General features: G+C 74.3%; 15 protein-coding genes. 10 read left to right on the forward strand and 5 right to left on the reverse strand.

The genetic code is table 11. The features are described from left to right. Positions 1-2 precede the first annotated feature (2 nt). Complete coding sequence (locus tag ABD352_RS21560) at positions 3-1,115, forward strand: DUF5925 domain-containing protein (protein ID WP_344614239.1); 1,113 nt, start codon at positions 3-5, stop codon at positions 1,113-1,115. 23 nt (positions 1,116-1,138) lie between these two features. Here the strand turns inward: ABD352_RS21560 and ABD352_RS21565 are convergent, their stop codons facing one another. Continuing rightward, complete coding sequence (locus ABD352_RS21565) at positions 1,139-1,531, reverse strand: hypothetical protein (RefSeq protein ID WP_344614240.1); 393 nt, start codon at positions 1,529-1,531, stop codon at positions 1,139-1,141. A 175-nt stretch (positions 1,532-1,706) separates the two neighbouring features. Here ABD352_RS21565 and ABD352_RS21570 point away from each other — a divergent pair, with 175 nt between their 5' ends. Genes ABD352_RS21570 through ABD352_RS21585 form a run of 4 tightly spaced genes read left to right on the forward strand, consistent with a single transcriptional unit; the run spans position 1,707 to position 5,473 of the window. Next, positions 1,707-4,121, forward strand: coding sequence for a sensor histidine kinase (locus ABD352_RS21570; RefSeq protein ID WP_344614241.1), 2,415 nt, complete (start codon positions 1,707-1,709; stop codon positions 4,119-4,121). Then, complete coding sequence (locus ABD352_RS21575; RefSeq protein WP_344614242.1) at positions 4,122-4,544, forward strand: roadblock/LC7 domain-containing protein; 423 nt, start codon at positions 4,122-4,124, stop codon at positions 4,542-4,544. Continuing rightward, positions 4,531-4,914, forward strand: coding sequence for a DUF742 domain-containing protein (locus tag ABD352_RS21580; protein WP_344614243.1), 384 nt, complete (start codon positions 4,531-4,533; stop codon positions 4,912-4,914). Before ABD352_RS21575 ends, ABD352_RS21580 begins: the two co-directional genes overlap by 14 nt. Then, a complete protein-coding gene (locus ABD352_RS21585) occupies positions 4,895-5,473 on the forward strand; it encodes a GTP-binding protein (RefSeq protein WP_344614244.1) in 579 nt (192 codons plus the stop codon). The genes ABD352_RS21580 and ABD352_RS21585 overlap by 20 nt, the downstream gene beginning before the upstream one ends. Before the next feature lie 31 nt (positions 5,474-5,504). Here the strand turns inward: ABD352_RS21585 and ABD352_RS21590 are convergent, their stop codons facing one another. Further along, positions 5,505-6,257, reverse strand: a complete 753-nt coding sequence (locus tag ABD352_RS21590; protein WP_344614245.1) for a matrixin family metalloprotease — start codon at positions 6,255-6,257, stop codon at positions 5,505-5,507. Positions 6,258-6,393: 136 nt separating this feature from the next. On the opposite strand from ABD352_RS21590, the gene ABD352_RS21595 reads away from it, so the two are divergent. Next, positions 6,394-9,129, forward strand: a complete 2,736-nt coding sequence (locus ABD352_RS21595; protein WP_344614246.1) for an AfsR/SARP family transcriptional regulator — start codon at positions 6,394-6,396, stop codon at positions 9,127-9,129. Positions 9,130-9,163: 34 nt separating this feature from the next. On the opposite strand, the gene ABD352_RS21600 is transcribed toward ABD352_RS21595, so the two are convergent. Further along, a complete protein-coding gene (locus ABD352_RS21600) occupies positions 9,164-9,535 on the reverse strand; it encodes a hypothetical protein (protein WP_344614247.1) in 372 nt (123 codons plus the stop codon). A 125-nt stretch (positions 9,536-9,660) separates the two neighbouring features. Next, positions 9,661-10,971, reverse strand: a complete 1,311-nt coding sequence (locus ABD352_RS21605) for an FAD/NAD(P)-binding protein (RefSeq protein ID WP_344614248.1) — start codon at positions 10,969-10,971, stop codon at positions 9,661-9,663. Between the two features lie 143 nt (positions 10,972-11,114). Here ABD352_RS21605 and ABD352_RS21610 point away from each other — a divergent pair, with 143 nt between their 5' ends. Then, a complete protein-coding gene (locus ABD352_RS21610) occupies positions 11,115-12,554 on the forward strand; it encodes an amino acid permease (RefSeq protein ID WP_344614249.1) in 1,440 nt (479 codons plus the stop codon). Between the two features lie 49 nt (positions 12,555-12,603). After that, the gene (locus tag ABD352_RS21615; RefSeq protein WP_344614250.1) at positions 12,604-13,044 is read left to right on the forward strand and encodes a hypothetical protein; all 441 of its coding nucleotides are present in this window, start codon (positions 12,604-12,606) and stop codon (positions 13,042-13,044) included. Here ABD352_RS21615 and ABD352_RS21620 read toward each other — a convergent pair. Then, positions 13,041-13,694: a hemerythrin domain-containing protein gene (locus ABD352_RS21620; protein WP_344614251.1), complete on the reverse strand. Its 654-nt coding sequence runs from the start codon at positions 13,692-13,694 to the stop codon at positions 13,041-13,043. The two genes, ABD352_RS21615 and ABD352_RS21620, sit on opposite strands and share 4 nt — an antisense overlap. A 71-nt stretch (positions 13,695-13,765) precedes the next feature. Between ABD352_RS21620 and ABD352_RS21625 the strand changes: the two genes are divergently transcribed. Both ABD352_RS21625 and ABD352_RS21630 read left to right on the forward strand, forming a co-directional pair. Then, complete coding sequence (locus ABD352_RS21625; RefSeq protein ID WP_344614252.1) at positions 13,766-17,140, forward strand: ATP-binding protein; 3,375 nt, start codon at positions 13,766-13,768, stop codon at positions 17,138-17,140. Between the two features lie 98 nt (positions 17,141-17,238). Further along, complete coding sequence (locus tag ABD352_RS21630; RefSeq protein ID WP_344614253.1) at positions 17,239-19,341, forward strand: MMPL family transporter; 2,103 nt, start codon at positions 17,239-17,241, stop codon at positions 19,339-19,341. Positions 19,342-19,345: the final 4 nt, after the last annotated feature.

Below are 19,345 nucleotides of genomic sequence, written 5' to 3' on the forward strand. Positions count from 1 at the left end.
TGATGTCCCTCGTTGAGCCCACCGCGGCCGTGCCGGTTACCAGCTGGGTCGACGACGGCGACGGCGTGATCGACGTGCTCGACGTGCTGGCGCTGTCGGCGTTCGTCAGCGGACGGCAGCCGCATGCGCGGACCCGCCGGCTGACGAACCTGCGCAAGGATGCCACCCTGCTGCCCGAGGGGGCGGCGGTGCTGCGCGAGGCGGTCGACGACCAGGATCGCTCGACGCTGGCGGCGGGGGAAGGGTGGACGCTCCGGGCCACCCGGTGGCATCACAGCCGCAACGGTTCGGTGACGGTCACGGCGGTGGACGCCGAGCTGGCGGACCGGATTCTGGCCTCCGCCGTGGACGGGGCCGAGGAGGTACCGCCGCCGGCCGACGACGCCGTGCCGATCGGGTTCTGGCACTCGGCGCAGCACGGGCCGCGGCGGCGGGAGCGGCGGATCGGGGCGCCGGACTGGACGGAGATCCGGGGCAACTACGCGGCGAAGACGGCCGAGGCGATCGATCGGCTCATGGGGCTCGAGGCGGAGAGCGTGAACGGGCGCCTGCTGCTGCTCCACGGGCCGCCGGGGACCGGGAAGACCACGCTGCTGCGGGCGTTGGCGCGCCGGTGGCGCAACTGGTGCCAGGTGGACTGCGTGCTCGACCCCGAGCGGCTGTTCGCGGAGCCGGCGTACCTCATGGACACCGCGCTGGGCGTGGACGGCGACGACGAGGGTGGGCGGCGCTGGCGGCTGCTGCTGCTCGAGGACTGCGACGAGCTGGTCCGCGGCGAGGCCAAGCAGGCCACCGGGCAGGCGTTGTCGCGGCTGCTGAACCTGACGGACGGGCTGCTCGGGCAGGGGCGCGACGTGCTCGTGGCGATCACCACGAACGAGGATCTCGCCAAGCTTCATCCCGCGGTCGTACGTCCCGGCCGCTGCCTCGCCCAGCTGCACGTGGCGCCGTTGCCGTTCGACGAGGCGGCCGCGTGGCTGGAGACCTCCGGCGTCAGCCCCGCCGGCATCGGGCCCGACGGGGCGACGCTGGCCGAGCTGTACGAGCTGCGCGACGGCGGCCCGCGGGTCAGTGTGACCGCCGACCAGCCGGCCGGCGTCGGGATGTACCTGTGATATAAATCCTGCTCGATGCGTTCTCAGCCCACCGTGACGTCGGCGTGCGGCCCGTCGGCGGCGCAGTGCACGACCACTCGCACTTCGTGTCCGTTCGTCTTGAATGTGACCCGGGACTCCGGGCCGGGGGCGCGGTCGGCGTTCTCGATGTGGAAGCCGGCGGCGGGGCTGAGGTACTGCACCCGCACCTGGTCGCCGGCACAGCCCGCGATGACGTTGCCACCCGGCGTACGCAGGATCACCGGCGAGCCCGGCGACGGGGACGGGGAGACCGTCGGGCCGGGCCCGGGGTCGCCGCGGGTCGACGTGAGCAGCGTGTCGCGCACCGCCCCGGCCCGGTCGAGGCTGAAGGCGCTCACGGCCGCCGTGCAGCCCGTCCATGCCACGATCGTCAGCACCCACCGTGCAACCCGCATGCGGCCACGCTGCCCCCGGACACCTTGCTCACACTCCGAGCAGAGCGAGTCACGGGGCGAGTCCGGTTTCGGCCCCCGAGAACCTTGCTGGTGACTTACGGCCCCAGGTGTCCGTATCATGCCCGAGGCGCCACCCCCCTTCCTGCCCCGCGACCCTGGCGAGGAACCGACCCGCATGAAGAGCCCTTCGTGGAGAATCCGCACCTGGTCGATCCGCGCGAAGATCATCACGCTGCTGCTGCCGCCGCTGGCGTCGCTGGTGGTCATGTGGGTGTTCGCCACGAGCCTCACCGCCGGGGCCGCGTTCGAGCTGTTCGACAGCCAGACGTACTACGAGCTGAGCGGTAAGCCGTCCGAGAGCGTCATCGTCGAGCTGCAGCGCGAGCGCAAGCTCACCCAGGTGTACCTGGCCACGGGGCGCCAGGAGGGGCGGCCGGAGACGACGGCGCTCACCGACCAGCGGGCCAAGGCCGACGCGGTGCTCGCCGACTTCCGGCACCGGGCCGAGGACTCCGACCTGCAGGACGCGATCCCGGCCGACGCCCGCGCGCTGCTCCAGCAGATCGTCGCCTCGTTCGACGGGCTCGCGAACGAGCGGCAGGCGATCTCGCTCGGCCAGGAGACCCGCGCCCAGGCCATGGACGCCTACAACAAGCCGATCGACACGATCTACCGGTGGTACAACTCGCTGCCCGGCATCAGCGATGCCCGGCTCACCCGCAGCGCGCGCACGGTCATCGCGACCAGCCGCGGCCGGGAGATGCTCGCGCGCGAGGACGCGATCATCAACGGGGTGGCGGCGGCCGGGAAGTTCCAGCTGACCGAGCACGCCGACCTGATCTCGATCATCGGGGCCAAGCGCGACGTCTACGCCAACGCGATCCCCGACCTGCCGGCCGAGGGCATGACGATCTGGAACCCGATCGCGGCCAGCGACTCGTACAAGAAGATCGCGGAGCTCGAGAGCAAGATCATGTCGGACGCCAAGGCGGGCGCGGCGCTGCCGATCGACGTCAACGTCTGGCGCGACGCCTACGACAAGCTGGTCGACCAGCTGCGCTACCTCGACCTGCGCTTCGGCGAGATCATCGTGGCCGAGGCCGGCCCGATCGGCACCGCGATCGTGCTGCGGACGGTCGGCGCCGGCGTGCTCGGCCTCGCCGCCGTGCTGATCTCGATCCTGCTGTCGATCCGGATCGGCCGCTCGCTGATCCGCCGCCTGGTCAGCCTGCGCCAGGCCGCCCAGGACCTCGCCGACGCGCGGCTGCCCGAGGTGATCGGCCGGCTGCGGCACGGCGAGAGCATCGACGTGGTCGCCGCGGCGCCCCCGCTGGAGTACGGCACCGACGAGATCGGCAAGGTGGGCAACGCCTTCAGCGCCGTGCAGCGCACCGCCGTGGAGTCGGCCGTGCACGAGGCCCAGCTCCGGCAGGGGCTCAACGAGGTCTTCCTCAACATCGCCCGGCGCAGCCAGACGCTGCTGCACCGCCAGCTCGGGCTGCTCGACCGGATGGAGCGGCGCGCCACCGACCCGGAGGAGCTCGAGGACCTCTTCCGCGTCGACCACCTCGCCACCCGCATGCGCCGCCACGCCGAGGACCTGGTCATCCTGGCCGGCGCCGCCCCCGGCCGGGGCTGGCGCAACCCGGTGCCGATGATCGACGTGATCCGCGGCGCCGTCTCCGAGGTCGAGGACTACGCCCGGGTCGGGTTCCTGGCCCTGCCGGAGGCGTCGCTCGCCGGCCGGGCCGTCGCCGACGTCATCCACCTGCTGGCCGAGGTGATCGAGAACGCCACCACGTACTCGCCGCCGCACACCCGGGTGCAGATCAGCGGGCAGCTGGTCCCGAACGGGTACGCGATCGAGATCGAGGACCGCGGCCTGGGCATGGCGCCCGAGGCGATCGAGGAGGCCAACCAGCGGCTCCTGCAGCCGCCGGACTTCGACCCGGCCAACAGCGCCCGGCTCGGCCTCTTCGTCGTGGCGCTGCTCGCCGCCCGGCACGGGGTGCGGGCGACGCTGCGGGCCTCGGCCTATGGCGGCGTCACCGCGGTCGTGCTGATCCCGCCGCACCTGATCACCGGCGCGACGCCCGAGCTGACCGCCTCCACCCCGGCCGAGGAGCGGCAGGAGGCCGAGGAGGCGGTGCTGGAGCTGGACCCCGCCGACGCGATCCGCCCGACGAAGGCCGGCCTGGAACTGGTCGGCGTGGAATCGGGCCGCGTGGAACCGGTGTCGCCGCCCCAGCTGTTCGCCGTACCGCAGCCGGCTTCTCCGCCACCGGTCATCCCACTGCAACGGGTGCCGGAGCCGGCGGCGGACGAGCGGCCCGAACTCACCGACGACGGGCTGCCCCGGCGGCGCCGCCAGGCCAGCATCGCCCCACAGCTGCGCGATCGGCCCGAGGAGGAGATGACCGTCGACGGCATCCCGGCCGCGCAGTTCGCCACGACCAATGTCGGCGGGCGCTCGCCCGAGCAGACCCGGGCCATGATGACGTCGCTGCAGTCCGGCTTCACCCGAGGCCGCCGCGACGCCGGGCAGATCCCGCTCGGCGAGCCCACGAATACTCCGGAAAGGGACGCATAGGTGACGCACTCGACGAGCCGCACCGGCAAGCTCGACTGGCTTCTCGACGATCTCGTCGAGCGGGTCGAGTCGGCGCAGCATGCCGTGGTGCTCTCCGCCGACGGGCTGCTCATGGGCGCGTCCAGCGGGCTCGGGCGCGACGACGCCGAGCACCTCTCGGCGGTCGCCTCCGGGTTTCAGAGCCTGGCCCGCAGCGCGGGGCGGCAGTTCAACGGCGGCGCGGTCCGCCAGACCATCGTGGAGATGGACAACTCGTTCCTGTTCGTCACCGCCGCCGGACAGGGCGCTTGTCTCGCGGTGCTCAGCGCCGCCGACTCCGACATCGGCGTGATCGCCTACGAGATGGCGATGCTGGTGACCAGGGTCGGGCAGTACCTCACCGCGCCGTCGCGACCGGGCGTGGCCCACGATGCCGCAGGGTGAGCACGACTGGCTGGACTCCGACGCCGGCCCCGTGGTGCGCCCATACGCGGTGACGGGCGGCCGGGCCAAGCCGGCCGTCGGCGCCTTCGACCTGGTCGCGTTCGTGGTGAGCCGGGTCGACGGCTCGGGCGAGCAGCACCTCCTGCCCGAGCAGCGCGCGATCCTGGCGCGCACCAGCGAGCCGGTCTCGGTCGCCGAGCTCGCCTCCCACCTCGATCTCGCGCTCGGCGTTGTGCGCGTGCTGCTGGGCGACCTGCTCCAGCAGGGGCTGATCGAGATGCACGAACCGGAGTACGACCAGTCCGTCGGGCCGCAGCGGCCCGACGATCGCATCCTCAAGGCGGTTGTCAATGGCCTCCGAGCGCTCTGACGGTCACGTCCCGCTCGCGGTGAAGATCCTCATCGCGGGCGGGTTCGGCGTCGGCAAGACCACGCTCGTCAGCGCGGTGAGCGAGATCCGTCCCCTGCAGACGGAGGAGGTGCTCACCAACGTCGGGCTCGGCATCGACGACACCCACGGCGTGGAGGGCAAGCGCACCACGACCGTCGCGATGGACTTCGGCCGGATCAGCATCAACCAGGACATCGTCCTGTATCTCTTCGGTACTCCGGGCCAGGACCGCTTCTGGTTCCTGTGGGACGAGCTGGCGCTGGGTGCCCTCGGCGCCGTCGTGCTGGCCGACACCCGCCGCCTCGACGACTGCTTCCCGTCGGTGGACTACTTCGAGCGCCGCAACACGCCGTTCCTCGTCGCCGTGAACTGCTTCGACGGGGTGCAGAAGCACAGCGCCACGCAGATCGCCAAGGCGCTCGACCTCGACCCCGACGTGCCGGTCGTGCTGTGTGACGCCCGCGACCGCCGCTCGGTCAAGGATGTGCTCATCGCCCTGGTCGAGCACGTCATGACGCTCAAGGAAGTGGCGGCCTAGCGCCCCGTGGACGCCAGGCCGCCGGGGACTGCTAGTAGTACGACTCGAGCAGGCTGTAGTCGTCGGAGTTCGGGTACTGCTGGCTGGTGCGCGCGTAGTAGAGGCAGCTGGTCGTCGACGTGTTGTGGTCGAGCCCCAGCACGTGCCCCAGCTCGTGGCACGCCGTGTTCCACTTCTGTGCCTCGGTGCCGCCGTAGTAGTCGTTGAGTTCCGTCACGGCCTGGGTGTAGTACGTCTGGGCCGAGTTGAGCGTGCGGCTCGTGTTCCCGGTCCAGCCGGTGTCGCCGTAGTTGTAGCTGTACACGTGCACGCAGTGGGCCGGGGCGCCGTCGCAGCCCGCGGTCGACGTGCGGTAGATCGAGTCGATGCCTGACGTCTGGTTCCACTTGGTGACCGAGCGGCCGACCGGCCAGCTGGCGCCGGAGCCGTCCACGAAGTCGATGACCGGGCGGACCGCGCCGTTGTAGGACCAGCGGACGAAGCAGGTCGCCGAGCTGGGCCAGGTCCGCGCCGTGCCCTTGCTGCAGGCGGACGCCGCGGCCAGGCTGGCCGTCGCCTGGGTCCCGGCCTTGGCGTTCAACCCGCGCGAGCGCAGCCGCTGGGCCAGGTCGGCCGGGCTGACGCCGGGCGCCGGGGTGTACGAGGTCTCGGTGATGGTGCCGTCGGCGTTTTGCACGACGGAGGTCACGGCCGCGTCGACCGGGACATCGGCGGCGTTGGCGGCGTTGGCGCCGACCGGGCCCAGCCCGGCGGCCGCCGCCGCGATGGCCACGGCGGCCGTCACGAACAGACGTTGCTTGATGCGCACACGCACTCCCAGTGTCGTGAATCACGGGAATCGATTTGATCCCGAGGGCGTGGCTAGAGTGGCAATCCGGACTTGCGCAGACCTGTACGAAACCTGGAAGGCGTGCGTAGCGGTGCTGTTCCGATCGCTCGGGCCGCTCAGCATCATCGACGACGATCAGTCACGACAGATCGGCACCCCGCGCGCCCGGGCGGTGCTGGCCCTCCTGCTGGTCCGCCGTGGCGGCCTCGTCGGCGTCGACCAGATGGTCGACGAGATCTGGGCCGAGCAGGCCCCCGGCGACGTCCGTCCGCTGGTGCACGGCTACGTGTCGCGGGTGCGCCGCGCGCTCGGGCCCGTCGCCGCCCGGCTGGTCACCCACAAGCCCGGCTACCGGCTGGAGGTCGGCGCCGACGAGTGGGACGTGGCGCGGTTCGAGGGCGCGGTCGCCCGAGCCCGGGCCGTGCACGCCGCCGGCGCCGTGGACGACGCCGTGGCCGGGTTCGCCGCGGCGCTGGCCCTGTGGACCGGCGAGCCCTTCGCCGACGTGCCGGCCACCCCGGCGATCGCGGCGGCCACCACGGCCCTGACCGAGCTGCGGCTGGCCGCCGTGGATGAGTGGTTCGCCGCTCGGCTCGACGCCGGGGTGGACCCTCACCTCGTCGCGGACCTGGCGCGGTACCAGGCCGAGCACCCGCACCGGGAGCGCCTCGCCGGGCAGCTGATGCTCGCCCTGCAGCGGTCGGGGCGGCGGGCCGACGCGCTCGGCGTCTTCCGCGAGGTCAGGCGCCGGCTCGTGGACGACCTCGGCGTCGAGCCCGGGCCGGAGCTGCAGCTGCTGCACCGGCACGCGCTCGAGGCCGGTCCCGCGGACGTCCCGGCGCCGCCGTCGGCGTCGTCGCCGCCGGCCGAGCGTTCCCGGGTGCCGGCCCAGCTGCCGCTCGGGGTCGCCGGCTTCGTCGGGCGCGAGGCGGAGCTGGCCGCGCTGGACCGGGCCCGCGAGCTGGTGGTCGTCACCGGCACGGCCGGCGTCGGCAAGTCGGCGCTCGCCGTGCACTGGGCCCGCCGGGTGCAGGACCGCTACCCCGACGGGCGGCTCTTCGCCGACCTGCGCGGGTTCGCCCCGGACCTCGCCGCCGCCGACCCCGCCGACGCGCTGCTGCGGTTCCTGGTCGCGCTCGGCGTGCCCGAGGACCGGGTGCCGGACGGGGTGGAGGCGAGGGCCGCGCAGTACCGAAGCGTCCTGCACGGCCGGCGGGTGCTCGTGGTGCTCGACAACGCCCGCGACGTGGAGCAGGTGCGCCCGCTGCTGCCCGGGTCGGCCGGCTGCCTCGCCGTGGTCACCAGCCGGGACCGGCTGACCGGCCTGGTCGCCGTCGAGGGCGCGCACGCCGTGGCCCTCGACGCGCTCGGCGAGCCGGAGGCGGCCGGGCTGCTGGCCGCCCGGCTCGGCCCGGACCGGGTCGCCCGCCACCGCGACGCCGTGGCCCGGATCGTGCACCGGTGCGCGGGGCTGCCGCTCGCGCTGGCTGTGGTCGCGGCCACCTCGGCGGTGCAGCCGGGCCTCTCCCTCGACGCCATCGCCGCGGACGTGGACCGCGGCTCGCTGGACGCGTTCGGCAGCAACGATCCCAGGGCGGACCTGCGGTCGGTGTTCTCGTGGTCGTACGCCACCCTGAGCCCCGGCGCGGCGGAGCTCTTCGCGCTGCTCGGCCTGCACCCGGGCCCGGACGTCTCGGTGGCCGCCGCGGCCAGCCTGGCCGGTCGCGACCTGCCGGAGGCCCAGCGGCTGCTGCTCGAGCTGGCCGCCGCGCAGCTGCTCGGCCAGCACCGGCCCGGCCGGTTCGCCGCGCACGACCTCCTGCGCGCCTACGCCGCGGAGCTCGCCGCCGGCCTCGGCCCGGCGGCGGAGGCGGCCCGGGCCCGGCTGCACGCCCACTACCTGCACACCGCCCACGCCGCCGCGCTGCGCATGGACCCCAACCGTCCCCCGGTCCCTCTGCCGCCCCCGCCCGCCGGGGTGAGCGGCCCGGAGCCGACCGGCCCGGACGAGGCGCTGGCCTGGTTCGCCGCCGAGCACGGCACCCTGGTGGCCCTCGTGCCGGCCGCGGGCTGGCAGCTGGCCTGGGCGATGAGCACCTATCTGCGCCGGGGCGGGCACGGCCGCACCTGGATCGCGGTCGCCGAGGCCGCCGCCCGGGCCGCCACCGAGCCGGTCGGCATCGCCAACGCCGCCTTCCAGGTCGCGATGGCACACTTCCGCTACGGCGACCCGGCCGAGGTCGGCCCGGCGCTGGCGATCGCGCAGCGGCAGTTCCAGGCCCTCGGCGACGCCTACGGGCTGGCCGGGACCAGCCAGCTGCACGGGCTGCGGCACGAGCGGGAGGGCGACCTGGAGGCGGCCTACGGCTGCGCCGAGCGAAGCCTCGTGTTCTACCAGCGGGCCGGGCACCGCGCGGGCCAGGGCCGGGCGCTGGCGGCGATGGCGTGGTACCAGGCCCGGCAGGGCAACCTGCGGCTCGGTCTGGAACAGGCAAGGGCCGCACTGGTACTGGCCGAGGCCTCACAGGACCGCACCAGCGCGGCCAACCTGTGGGACAGCATCGGCTTCATCCACCTGCGGCTGGACGAGCTGATGCCGGCCGAGACGGCGTACCGGCGGTCGATCGCCCTCTATCGGGAGCTCAGCGACCGGTACAACGTCGTGGAGCCGCTCTTCGGGCTCGGCAACACGCACCGGGCCCGCGGGGACACCCAGCGGGCCCTCGCGGCCTGGCGGGAGGGGTTCGCGCTGGCGGCGGAGCTGCATCATCCCGCGCTCTCGCGCCTGTGGTCCCGCCTGGTTCCGGCCGGCTACGGGGCGTTCTGAGCGCCGCGGCCCGGCTGGGCAACGGGTCCCGGCGTCACCGCCCCAGGGCCACCTGCCGGCGGGCCGGCAGCCACAGAAGGGCGAGGGCGGCGGCTTCGAGCACGGCCGAGCCGGCCTGGATCGCGAGGGCCCACGCGTCGTAGCCCGGCACCCCGGCCACGGCGGCGACGAGCTGGATCGCCAGGACGATGGTCAGCACGACCCGCGACTTGGTCTGACCGGTGCGGAGCTTGAGCGCCCGGACGGGCAGCAGCACCGCGAGCACGAGGTGCGGCACGAGGGCGGCCGGGACGAGCTCGGCTCCGGCGGCGGCGTGGCGCAGGAGCGCGACCGCGATGGCCGCGACGTGCAGGGCGGCGAGCCCGAAGACGACAACCTGGGCGCGGTGCATGTTCTTCTCGGTCATGCCGATGACGCTATGGCCGGGGGAGGCTCGGCCCATCGGCCGCCGATCACCGCGCCCGCATGACGGATGTCATCCCCCGACCGTGCGCCGGCAGGTGGCGCTCGTGCCGCAGGCGCGCGGCGGGCCTACGGGAGACCGGCGAGGGCGGTCGAGCCGACCAGCTCGGACAGGGCCTTGGCCTGGGCGCGGATCTCCGGCACGGCGGTCGTCTCCCACCAGGCGCCGCGGCGGGTCGGGCCCACCGCGAAGAGCCGCTCGGAGGGCTCCCCGCCCCGGTCGATGAGCCGGCCCAGCCCGTCGACGTCCAGCCCGATGCCGGTGGCGTCCCGGCGGGCCAGGCCGTCGTCGAGCAGTGCCCGGCCCAGCGTGGTGGTGGCCGCGCCGCCCGGGCCGGTGCAGTTCACGATCGCGCCGACCGGCCAGGTCTCGTCGCCGACGGTGACGACGAAGCCGCGCTCGCCGCGGCGGATGGCGCGGATCTTGCCCGCGGTGATCCGCAGGGCGCCGGTCGCGCGCATCCGCTGGACCTGCTCGGCGACGCCGGGGGCCATGCGGTGGCGGTGGACCTCCCAGTAGGCCGCGACGTGGCGCAGGAAGCGCTGGCGGGCGTCGACGGACAGCTGCCACCAGAGCCGGTCGATCTGCGGGCGGATGGCGTCGACGGCGCTGCGCCAGTCGGGCTGGGTGGCCGCGTACGCGCGCACGGCCCGCAGCAGGCCGGCCGCGTCGGTGCCGTGGTAGGCGAAGGCGGCGTCGCCGGGTGGCTGGCGCTCCAGGTGCGGCTGGGGGACCAGGCCTCGGCGGGACACGGCGAGCACCGGGGCGCGGCGGCCCCGCCCGCCGAGGGTGAGGGCGACGTCGAGCGCGGTCAGCCCGGTGCCGATCAGCAGCGCCGGCAGGTCGCCCGGGACCCGTTCCAGCGCGCCCGGCAGCCACGGGTTTCCCACATAGTAGGGGTGGGTGCGCACGGCGGAGGTGATCGCCAGCGGGCCGGCCGGGGCGCCGTGGCCGAGGGCCAGCACCACCCGGCCGGCGGACAGCGTGCCGCCGCCGCGCAGCAGCACCGTGCCGTCCGCCCGCACGCGGGTGGCGACCGCGCGGACGTGGACGAAGCTCACCCGCCGCAGCCGGTCGTGCAGGTAGTCGCCGAAGACCCGGCGCGCGGCGAAGTCCGCCGGGCCGACGGGAACGCCCTGGTCGCGGCACCAGTCGACGAAGTCGCCGGGCTCGTCGGCCAGCGCGCTCATCGCCGCGGCGCGGGAGTTGAGCAGGTGGGCGGGGTCGACGGTGCGGTACGCCGCGCCGCGCCCCAGCGAGCCGAACGGCGCCGGATCGACGATCACCACCTCCCGCGCCGGGTCCTCGCGCAGGTGGATCGCCGCCAGCGCCCCGCTACAGCCGCCGCCCACCACGACGGTGGCCTCCGCCCGTCCCATGGCCCGCCGCCCTTCGTCTAAATCCTATTTAACAGATAGATTTAATGGTACAGCGGGAAGCCTCTGACGTGTAGTTGGCGGATCCTGTGGGCATGTCGGGTGACATGTCCTCGCTATTTCGCACCAAATCGGTCGAACGGTCGATGCGGGACACCGACGCGCCCGGCCAGAAGCTGCACAAGAACCTCTCCGCCTTCGACCTGACCGTCTTCGGCGTCGGGGTGATCATCGGCACCGGCATCTTCGTGCTGACGGGGCAGCAGGCGGCCCGCAACGCCGGCCCCGCGATCGTGCTGTCCTTCGCCCTCGCCGGCGTCGTCTGCGCGCTCGCCGCCCTCTGCTACGCAGAGTTCGCCTCCACGGTGCCGGTGGCCGGCTCGGCGTACACCTTCTCCTATGCCACCCTCGGCCAGTTCGTGGCCTGGATCATCGGGTGGGACCTGTGCCTGGAGCTGGCCCTCGGCGCGGCCGTGGTGTCGCGGGGCTGGTCGGCGTACCTCCAGGAGCTCTTCGACCTGCCGAGCTGGCTGGCCGGCGACAAGGCCCGCCCCGACTTCGGCGCCGCGTTCATCGTCGTGGCCCTCACCATCGTGGCGATCCTCGGCGCCAAGCTCTCCGGCCGGGTCACCGGCGCGCTGGTGATCATCAAGGTGGCCGTGGTCCTCTTCGTCATCGGCCTGGGCCTGTTCTTCGTCAAGGCGGCGAACTACACCCCGTTCATCCCGCCGGCCCAGTCCGCGGCGAAGGAGTCGGGCGGCTCGGCGCCGCTGCTGCAGGTGCTCGCCGGGATCACGCCGCAGCACTTCGGCTGGTTCGGCATCGTGGCGGCGGCCTCGATCGTCTTCTTCGCGTACATCGGCTTCGACGTCGTGGCGACCACCGCCGAGGAGACCCGCCGGCCGCAGCGCGACGTGCCGATGGGCATCATCGGCTCGCTGATCATCTGCGCCGTGCTCTACATGGGCGTTGCCGCGGTGGTGACCGGCATGGCGCACTACGGCGACCTGGACACCGCCGCGCCGCTGGCCAAGGCCTTCGACCTCGCGGGGCAGGGCTGGGCGGCCCACCTGATCTCGCTCGGCGCGGTCTGCGGCATCACGTCGGTCATCCTGGTGCTGCTGCTGGGCCAGGCCCGGGTCTCCTTCGCGATGGCCCGCGACGGGCTGCTGCCCCCGGTGCTGTCGAAGGTCCACCCGCGTTACGGCACGCCGTGGGTGATGTCGACGATCACCGGCGCGATCGTGATGGTGCTCGCCGCCTTCGTGCCGCTGTCCGAGCTGTCCGAGCTGACCAGCATCGGCACGCTGTTCGCCTTCGTGGTGGTCTCGATGGGCGTGGTGGTGCTCCGGCGGACCCGGCCCGACCTGCCGCGGGGGTTCAAGGCGCCGCTGGTGCCGTGGCTGCCGGCGGTGAGCGTGCTGGCCAGCGTCTGGCTGATGCTCAACCTGCCGGTGATCACCTGGGTGCGGTTCCTGGTCTGGATGGTGATCGGGCTGGTGCTGTACTTCGGCTACGGCATGCGCCGGGCGAAACTCTCCGTCGAGCGGCAGGAGGCGTCGGCACCCACGGCGCCGTCCACGTAGGCGGTCTCCAGGTGGCGGTTCGCCCCATATTGCTGGAAAACTGACAGTCATGAGTGACTGGGGCCTCAGCTCGGACGACTACCACCTGGACATCGGCCCGGACGACGTGGCCGACCCGCAGGCGGTCTTCGGCCACGGCCCGGTGACCCCGTTCACCTACGGCACCGCCGGCCTGTCGGCGGCCGACGACGGCGGCGCCGACCCCGGCATCTCGGCCGGGGGCATGGGCGGGGACACCGAGACGGCCGGCTACGACTCCGACGGCGACGGCCGGGCCGACATGCTGCTCGCCGACACCGACCACGACGGCCGGACCGACGTGGCGATGTGGGACACCAACCACGACGGCCTGGTCGACCGGGTCGCCTACGACCAGGACCACGACGGCCGGATCGACCTCATCTACTACGACGACGACTTCGACGGGCACGTCGACCGCATCGAGTCGGCCGACGGGTCCGAGGAGCTGCCGGGCTACGCCTCCAACTAGACGCGAACCTCGCGCATCCGCTTGGCGTAGGCGCGCTTGCCGACGGTGTACCACAGGATGCGCGCCGGCAGCGGCAGCAGCGCCAGGAAGCGGGCGGTCTCGTCCGGCGTGGCGTCCTCCAGCAGGGCGCCGAGCAGGAACAGCAGCTTGTTCTTCGGGGTCTTGGCCCGCCCGTGCTCGCCGAGCTCGGCCCACTCGGCCGCCGTGATGTGCTCGGAGACCAGCGGCAGGACGTGCCGCTCCTCGTCGTCGAGGTGCACCAGCAGCTGCTCGCGGTGCCGGCGCAGCGCCGCGACCAGCGCGGCCCGCTCCGGCTCGCCGGCCCCGCGCTCCCAGGCGGCCAGGCACCGCTCGACGTCCTCCAGCCCCTCGGCCACGACGTGGTGCTGCTGCTCCATGCGCAGGACCATCTCGGCGTCGAGGTCGACGCGGGCGAGCAGCTTGGGCCAGAGCAGGTCGTCCTCGCCGGTGTGGTGGCTGTGCAGGCCCCCGGTGTACTCCCGCGCCAGCTCCGCCAGCAGTGCCGCCCGCGCGGTGTCGCCGGCCCGGCACGCGGCCACGGAGTCGGCCAGGTTGCGCGACTCCCGCCGGAAGATGCGGTGCACGACGACCATCTCCTGCACCCAGGGCCGCTCGACGGTGGTGGTCATGTCAGGAACTCCTTCGCTCGTGTTGTCTCCCGACTGTCGGCGGACTGTCTTGTAGTGGTCTTGGAGGCCTCTTGCGGGCCATTACCATGGCCAGCGTCATGCTGCTGCTGCGGGTGCTCGGCCCCTTCGCGGTCGAGGTCGGACGAGGCGGGACCGTCGACATCGGCGGGCCCCGCCAGCGCGCTGTGCTCGCCCTGCTGCTCTCCGCCGGCGGCGAGGCCGTCTCGGTCGACCGGATGATCGAGGACCTGTGGCGCGGCGAGCCCCCGCCCCGCGCGATCGCGTCCCTGCAGGCGTACGTCTCCAACCTCCGCCGTCTTCTTGAGCCCGACCGCGAGCGCCGGGCCCCCGCGCGGCTGCTGGTGAGCGCCCCGCCCGGCTACGCCATCCGCCTCCCGCCGGAGTCGGTGGACGCCTGGCGCTTCGAGCGGCTGCTGGCCGACGCCCGGGCCGCCGCCGCGGCGGACCCGCAGCGCGCCCGGCTGCTGCTGCGCGCGGCCCTGGAGCTGTGGCGCGGGGACGCCTACGCCGAGTTCGTCGGCGAGACCTGGGCGCAGCCGGAAGCGGTACGCCTGGAAGAGCTCCGCCTCGCCGCCCGCGAGCTGCTGCTGGACGTCACCCTGCGCTCGGGCGCGGCGGCGGAGGCGGCCGCGGAGGCCGAGCTGCTCACGCGGCAGGCGCCGCTGCGCGAGGAGTCGTGGCGGCTGCTCGCACTGGCGCTGTGGAGCGCGGGCCGGCAGGCGGACGCGCTGGCCGCCCTGCGCCGGGCCCGCACGGTGCTGGCCGAGGAACTTGGGCTGGACCCGGGCCGCCCGCTGCTCGACCTTGAGTCGGCCATCCTGGCCCAGCGCGAGGACCTGCTCCGCCCGACGGTCGCCGCGCCGCCGGCGAGCCCGTCGAAAGCCGCGATCGCCCCCTTGGCCCCGGATGTATCGGATTCGCCCGAACCGCCGGAGGCGTTCGTCGGACGGGGCGATGAGCTGCAGGCGCTCGTGCGGGCCGCGGAGGACAGCCCCCAGGTCGTGCTCATCAGCGGCGAGGCCGGGGTCGGCAAGACGAGCCTGCTCGGCCACTTCCGGGCCGAGCTCGAGCGGCGCGGCTGGCTCGTGGCCGTCGGGCGCTGCCCGGAGGTCGAGGGCGCGCCGCCGGCCTGGGCCTGGGTCGAGGCGCTGCGGCAACTGGCCGGGGCGGCGCCGCCCGGCGACCTGCTCCCCGCCGTGCGGCCGCTGCTCGAGGAGCACGCCGAGGGCCTCGGAAGGCAGGACGACGCGGAGCAGGAGGACGTGGCGGCGGGGCGGTTCCGGCTGCACCGGGGCGTGGCCGGGTGGCTGCGGGCGGCGGCCCAGGGCGCCGGCGTGGCCATCGTGCTCGACGACCTGCACGCCGCCGACGGGGAGACGCTGATGCTGCTCGCCGCCGTCGCCGAGCTGGTCGAGCGGGGCGGGCCGAGGCTGCTCGTGGTCGGGGCGCTGCGGCCGGGGGACAACCGGGAGCGGCTGGCCGGCACGCTGGGGGCCTTGGCCCGGCGATCGCCCGTACGCGTACAGCTCAATGGTCTCGAAGCCCCCGACGTCGCCCGGCTCGTCCGGGCGTTCGCGCGCGCCGACGTGGACCCGCAGACCGTGGCCGCGCTGACCGAGCGCACCGGGGGCAACCCGTTCTACGTGCGCGAGTCCGCGCAGCTGCTCGCCTCCGAGGGCGCGCTCGTGGCCACCTCCGACGTGCCCGAAGGCGTGCGCGACGTGCTGCGGCGGCGCTTCTCGCGCCTGCCCCCGGCGGTCGTCGCCGTGCTGCGGCTGGCGGCCGTGGTCGGGCGGGAGGCCGACGTGGAGACGCTGGTCGAGGCGGCCGACGCCGACGAGGACGCGGTGCTCGACGCGCTGGAGGCCGGGCTCATCGCGGGGCTGCTCACCGAGCCGGGGCCGGGGCGGGTGCGGTTCGTGCACGGGCTCGTGCGGGACACGATGTACACCGACCTCTCCCAGCTGCGGCGGGCGCGCATGCACGCGCGGGTGGCGGCCTGCACCCGGCGGCTGCGCCCCGACGACTACCCGGCGCTGGCCCACCACTACGCGCGGGCGGCCTCCTCCGACACCGCCCCGCTGGCCGTGGAGGCGGCGGTGCGGGCGGCGGAGCTGGCCGAGCGGCGTTACGCGTACGACGCCGCCGCCGAGGTGCTCGCCGGCGCGGTGGACGCGGCCGGGGCGGTGCCCGGGGACCGCGACGCGCTGCGCGTCGAGCTGCTGGGGCGGCTGCTGCGGGCGTACGCGCGGGCCGGGGCGGTCGCGGCCGCACGGCGGACCCGCGACCGGGCCGTGGACGTGGCGGTCGCCGCCGGGCGGGAGGACCTGCTGGTCGCCGCGTTCACCGCGTGGACCGTGGCGACGCCGTGGCAGATCCGGCAGTACGGCATCGTCGATGAACGCACCGTGGACCTCCTCACCCGGCTGCTGCGCCGGGACGACCTCGCCGACGCGGACCGCTGCCGGCTGCTCGACGCGCTGACCAGCGAGCTCGACGGCGAGGGCGACCCGCGGGCCGCGGCGGCGGGCGCGGAGGCGCTGGAGATCGCGCGGCGGGCCGGCGACCCGGGGCTCCTCGCCCTCGGGCTGACCGCTCGGGCGCGCACCATGCCGTACGACCGGGACACCGCGCGGCGGGAGGCGGTCGGGACCGAGCTGCAGGAGCTGGCCGAGCGGCACGGGCTGGTGCCCTACCGCTGGATGGCCGAGCAGGTGCTGGGCAACTGCGCGGCGGCCACGAACCGGCCGGCCCGCCTGCGCGCGTCGCTCGAACGGCAGTCGAGCGTGGCGCGGACGTACCACCTCGCCGAGTCGTTCGCCATCAACATCGCCGGGCGGGCCGCCCTGGCCCACATCGAGGGCGACTTCGCCGCGGCGCAGGCGCTGTACGACGAAGGGCGCGAGCAAATGCGCCGGCAGGGCTCGCTGCACGCCGACGGCTTCCACTTCCTGGCGACGGCGACCCTGCTGATCAGCCAGGGCCGGGCCGCCGACTACCTGGAGCCGGCCCGGCTGGCCCGCGAGGTGCTCGGCTCCGTCGCCGACGACGCCTATGCCCTCGCCCTCGTCGACGCCGGGCGCGTCGAGGAGGCCCGGTCGATCCGCATCGGCGTCCACCCGATCCGCCCGGACTACTTCGAGTCCGCCTTCTCCACGGTCCGCGCGCTGGCGGTCGTGGCGCTCGGGCGGGCGGACCTGGCGGAGCCGGTCATCGACGCGCTGCTCCCGGTGCGCGATCAGCTGGCGGGCCTGTCGAGCACGGCCATCGTGATGCAGCCGGTGGCCCTGACGCTGGGTGGGCTGTACCGGCTGCTGGGCCGCGAGGAGGCCGCGACGGAGCACTTCGAGCTGGCCGCGGACGTGGCGGCGCGCTGGAACGCCCCGCACTGGCTCGCGGCCGCGAAGGCCGCCCTCGCGCGGTAGCGCGACCTCCGGCGTCCACCGCGGGCGGTCCGCCGTAAGTGGACTCCAAGTCGGCTGAAAGAGGGACTTGGGAGCGTGACGGTCGAAAGGAGGACGTCATGTCTCGCTTGCTCGGGCGGCTCGGAGGAGCGGCCGCCGCACATCCCTGGCGGACGATCGGGGTGTGGGTTGTAGTACTGGTCGGCTTCATCGGGCTGTCCGCGGGTTTCGGGGGGACGGTGCACGACGACTACAACGTGCCCGGGACCCAGTCGCAGGCCGGCACCGAGTTCCTGCGGGCGCACTTCCCGCAGATGTCCGGGACCGATACCCGGGTGGTCGTGCACTCGGACAAGAAGCTGGACCCGGCGGCGCTGGAGGCGCTGCGCGGGCGGCTCGGCGCGCTGCATGGGGTGTCGGCCGTGGCGCCGCCGCGGATGTCGGCGGACGGTGACACCGCGCTCGTCGGGGTGCAGTACGACATCCCGGTCACCGACTTCCACGGCAAGGAGGGGGTCGACGCGCTGCGCAAGGCGATCGAGCCGCTGGTGCGCGAAGGGGTCCAGGTCGAGCTCGGCGGGCAGGTGGCGGAGAACATCTCGGCGCCCAGCGGCACGGCCGAGGCGGTCGGGATCGTGGCCGCGCTGCTGATCCTCGTGCTGGCGCTGGGCTCCGTGGTCGCCGCCGGGCTGCCGCTGGTCGTGGCGATCGCGGGGCTCGGGGTGGCCTCCGCCGTCATCACGCTGCTCGCGAAGGTCACGGACATCAGCGGTACCGCGCCCACGATCGCCACCATGGTCGGGCTCGGCGTCGGCATCGACTACGCCCTGCTGCTCGTGGCCCGGCACGTCGAAGGGCTGCGGGACGGGCTGGCGCCGCGGGAGGCCGCCGCGCGGGCCACGGCAACGGCCGGTGCGTCGGTGATCGTGGCCGGCCTGACCGTGCTCGTCTCGCTGTTCGGGCTGAAGCTGGCGTCCCTGCCGGTGTACTCCTCGTACGGGTACGCCACCTTCACCGCGGTCGCCGTGGTCATGGCGGCAGCACTCACCCTGGTGCCGGCGCTCTGCGCGCTGGCGGGGCCGCGGGTCCTGCCCCGGCGGGTCCGCAAGGGCCGCACCGGCGGCGGCACCACGACGAGGACGGCCCGGTGGGCGCAGGCGGTCGCGCGGCGGCCGGTCGTCGCGGCGCTCGGAGCGCTCGTCGTGCTGGCCGCGCTCGCCGCGCCGATGCTGGGCATGCGCACCTGGCCGCAGGACGCGGGCAGCCAGCCGGCCTCGAACACCACCCGCAAGGCCTACGACCTGGTGGCGGCCGAGTACGGGCCGGGCGCCAACGGGCCGCTGGCCCTCGCCGTGGACCTGCGCAAGGTGACCGACCTCGACGGACTCGTGGCGCGGCTGCGCACCGAGCCGGGGGTCGCGTCCGTCGCGCCGCCGGCGGTGCAGGGCGACGCCGCCGTCATCCTCGTCGAGCCCACCACCGGGCCGCAGGACAAGGCGACCACGCGGCTGCTGGACCACCTTCGCGCGGACGTGCTGCCCGACGGGGTGCTCGTGACCGGGCTGGTGGCGGTGTTCGCGGACATCTCCGAGCGGCTGTCCGAGCGGCTCTGGATCGTGGTGGCGTTCGTCGTCGCGCTGTCCCTGCTGCTGCTCACGGTGCTCTTCCGGGCGCCGGTGGTGGCGATCAAGGCGGCGGTGATGAACCTGCTGTCGGTGGCGGCCGCGTACGGCGTGATGACCGCGGTCTTCCAGACCGACGCGGGGGCGAAGGCGGTCGGGCTGCCGCACGGGGTGGCCGTCTCCAGCTGGGTGCCGATCCTGCTCTTCGCCGTGCTCTTCGGGCTGTCGATGGACTACGAGGTGTTCCTGCTCTCCCGGGTCCGCGAGGACTGGCTGGTCACCGGGGACGCGCAGGGCAGCGTGGTGCGCGGGCTGTCGGCGACCGGGCGGGTGATCAGCAGCGCCGCCGCGATCATGGTGGCGGTGTTCGTCGGCTTCGGGCTCGACGGCGACGTGACGGTCAAGATGACCGGGGTGGGCATGGCGGCCGCCGTGCTGGTCGACGCCACGGTGGTCCGGATGGTGCTGGTGCCGGCGGCGATGGCGCTGCTCGGACGGGCGAACTGGTGGCTGCCCCGCTGGCTGGACCGGATCCTGCCGCGGGTCGACGTCGAGGGGCACGCCCCGGCGCCGGCTCGGGAGCCGGCGCCGGTCGGCTAGCGGC

Origin of the sequence: Dactylosporangium salmoneum (assembly GCF_039532525.1) — a bacterium.
In the GTDB taxonomy this organism is placed as follows: domain Bacteria; phylum Actinomycetota; class Actinomycetes; order Mycobacteriales; family Micromonosporaceae; genus Dactylosporangium; species Dactylosporangium salmoneum.

What these genes read in the sequence shown, in the direction of transcription:
- ABD352_RS21580 (WP_344614243.1), top strand. Translation starts at nt 4,531, where the DNA reads ATGCCGCAGGGTGAGCACGACTGGCTGGACTCCGACGCCGGCCCCGTG.
- ABD352_RS21605 (WP_344614248.1), bottom strand. Translation starts at nt 10,971, where the DNA reads ATGGGACGGGCGGAGGCCACCGTCGTGGTGGGCGGCGGCTGTAGCGGG.
- ABD352_RS21600 (WP_344614247.1), bottom strand. Translation starts at nt 9,535, where the DNA reads ATGACCGAGAAGAACATGCACCGCGCCCAGGTTGTCGTCTTCGGGCTC.
- ABD352_RS21615 (WP_344614250.1), top strand. Translation starts at nt 12,604, where the DNA reads ATGAGTGACTGGGGCCTCAGCTCGGACGACTACCACCTGGACATCGGC.
- ABD352_RS21560 (WP_344614239.1), top strand. Translation starts at nt 3, where the DNA reads ATGTCCCTCGTTGAGCCCACCGCGGCCGTGCCGGTTACCAGCTGGGTC.
- ABD352_RS21630 (WP_344614253.1), top strand. Translation starts at nt 17,239, where the DNA reads ATGTCTCGCTTGCTCGGGCGGCTCGGAGGAGCGGCCGCCGCACATCCC.
- ABD352_RS21610 (WP_344614249.1), top strand. Translation starts at nt 11,115, where the DNA reads ATGCGGGACACCGACGCGCCCGGCCAGAAGCTGCACAAGAACCTCTCC.
- ABD352_RS21620 (WP_344614251.1), bottom strand. Translation starts at nt 13,694, where the DNA reads ATGACCACCACCGTCGAGCGGCCCTGGGTGCAGGAGATGGTCGTCGTG.
- ABD352_RS21565 (WP_344614240.1), bottom strand. Translation starts at nt 1,531, where the DNA reads ATGCGGGTTGCACGGTGGGTGCTGACGATCGTGGCATGGACGGGCTGC.
- ABD352_RS21585 (WP_344614244.1), top strand. Translation starts at nt 4,895, where the DNA reads ATGGCCTCCGAGCGCTCTGACGGTCACGTCCCGCTCGCGGTGAAGATC.
- ABD352_RS21570 (WP_344614241.1), top strand. Translation starts at nt 1,707, where the DNA reads ATGAAGAGCCCTTCGTGGAGAATCCGCACCTGGTCGATCCGCGCGAAG.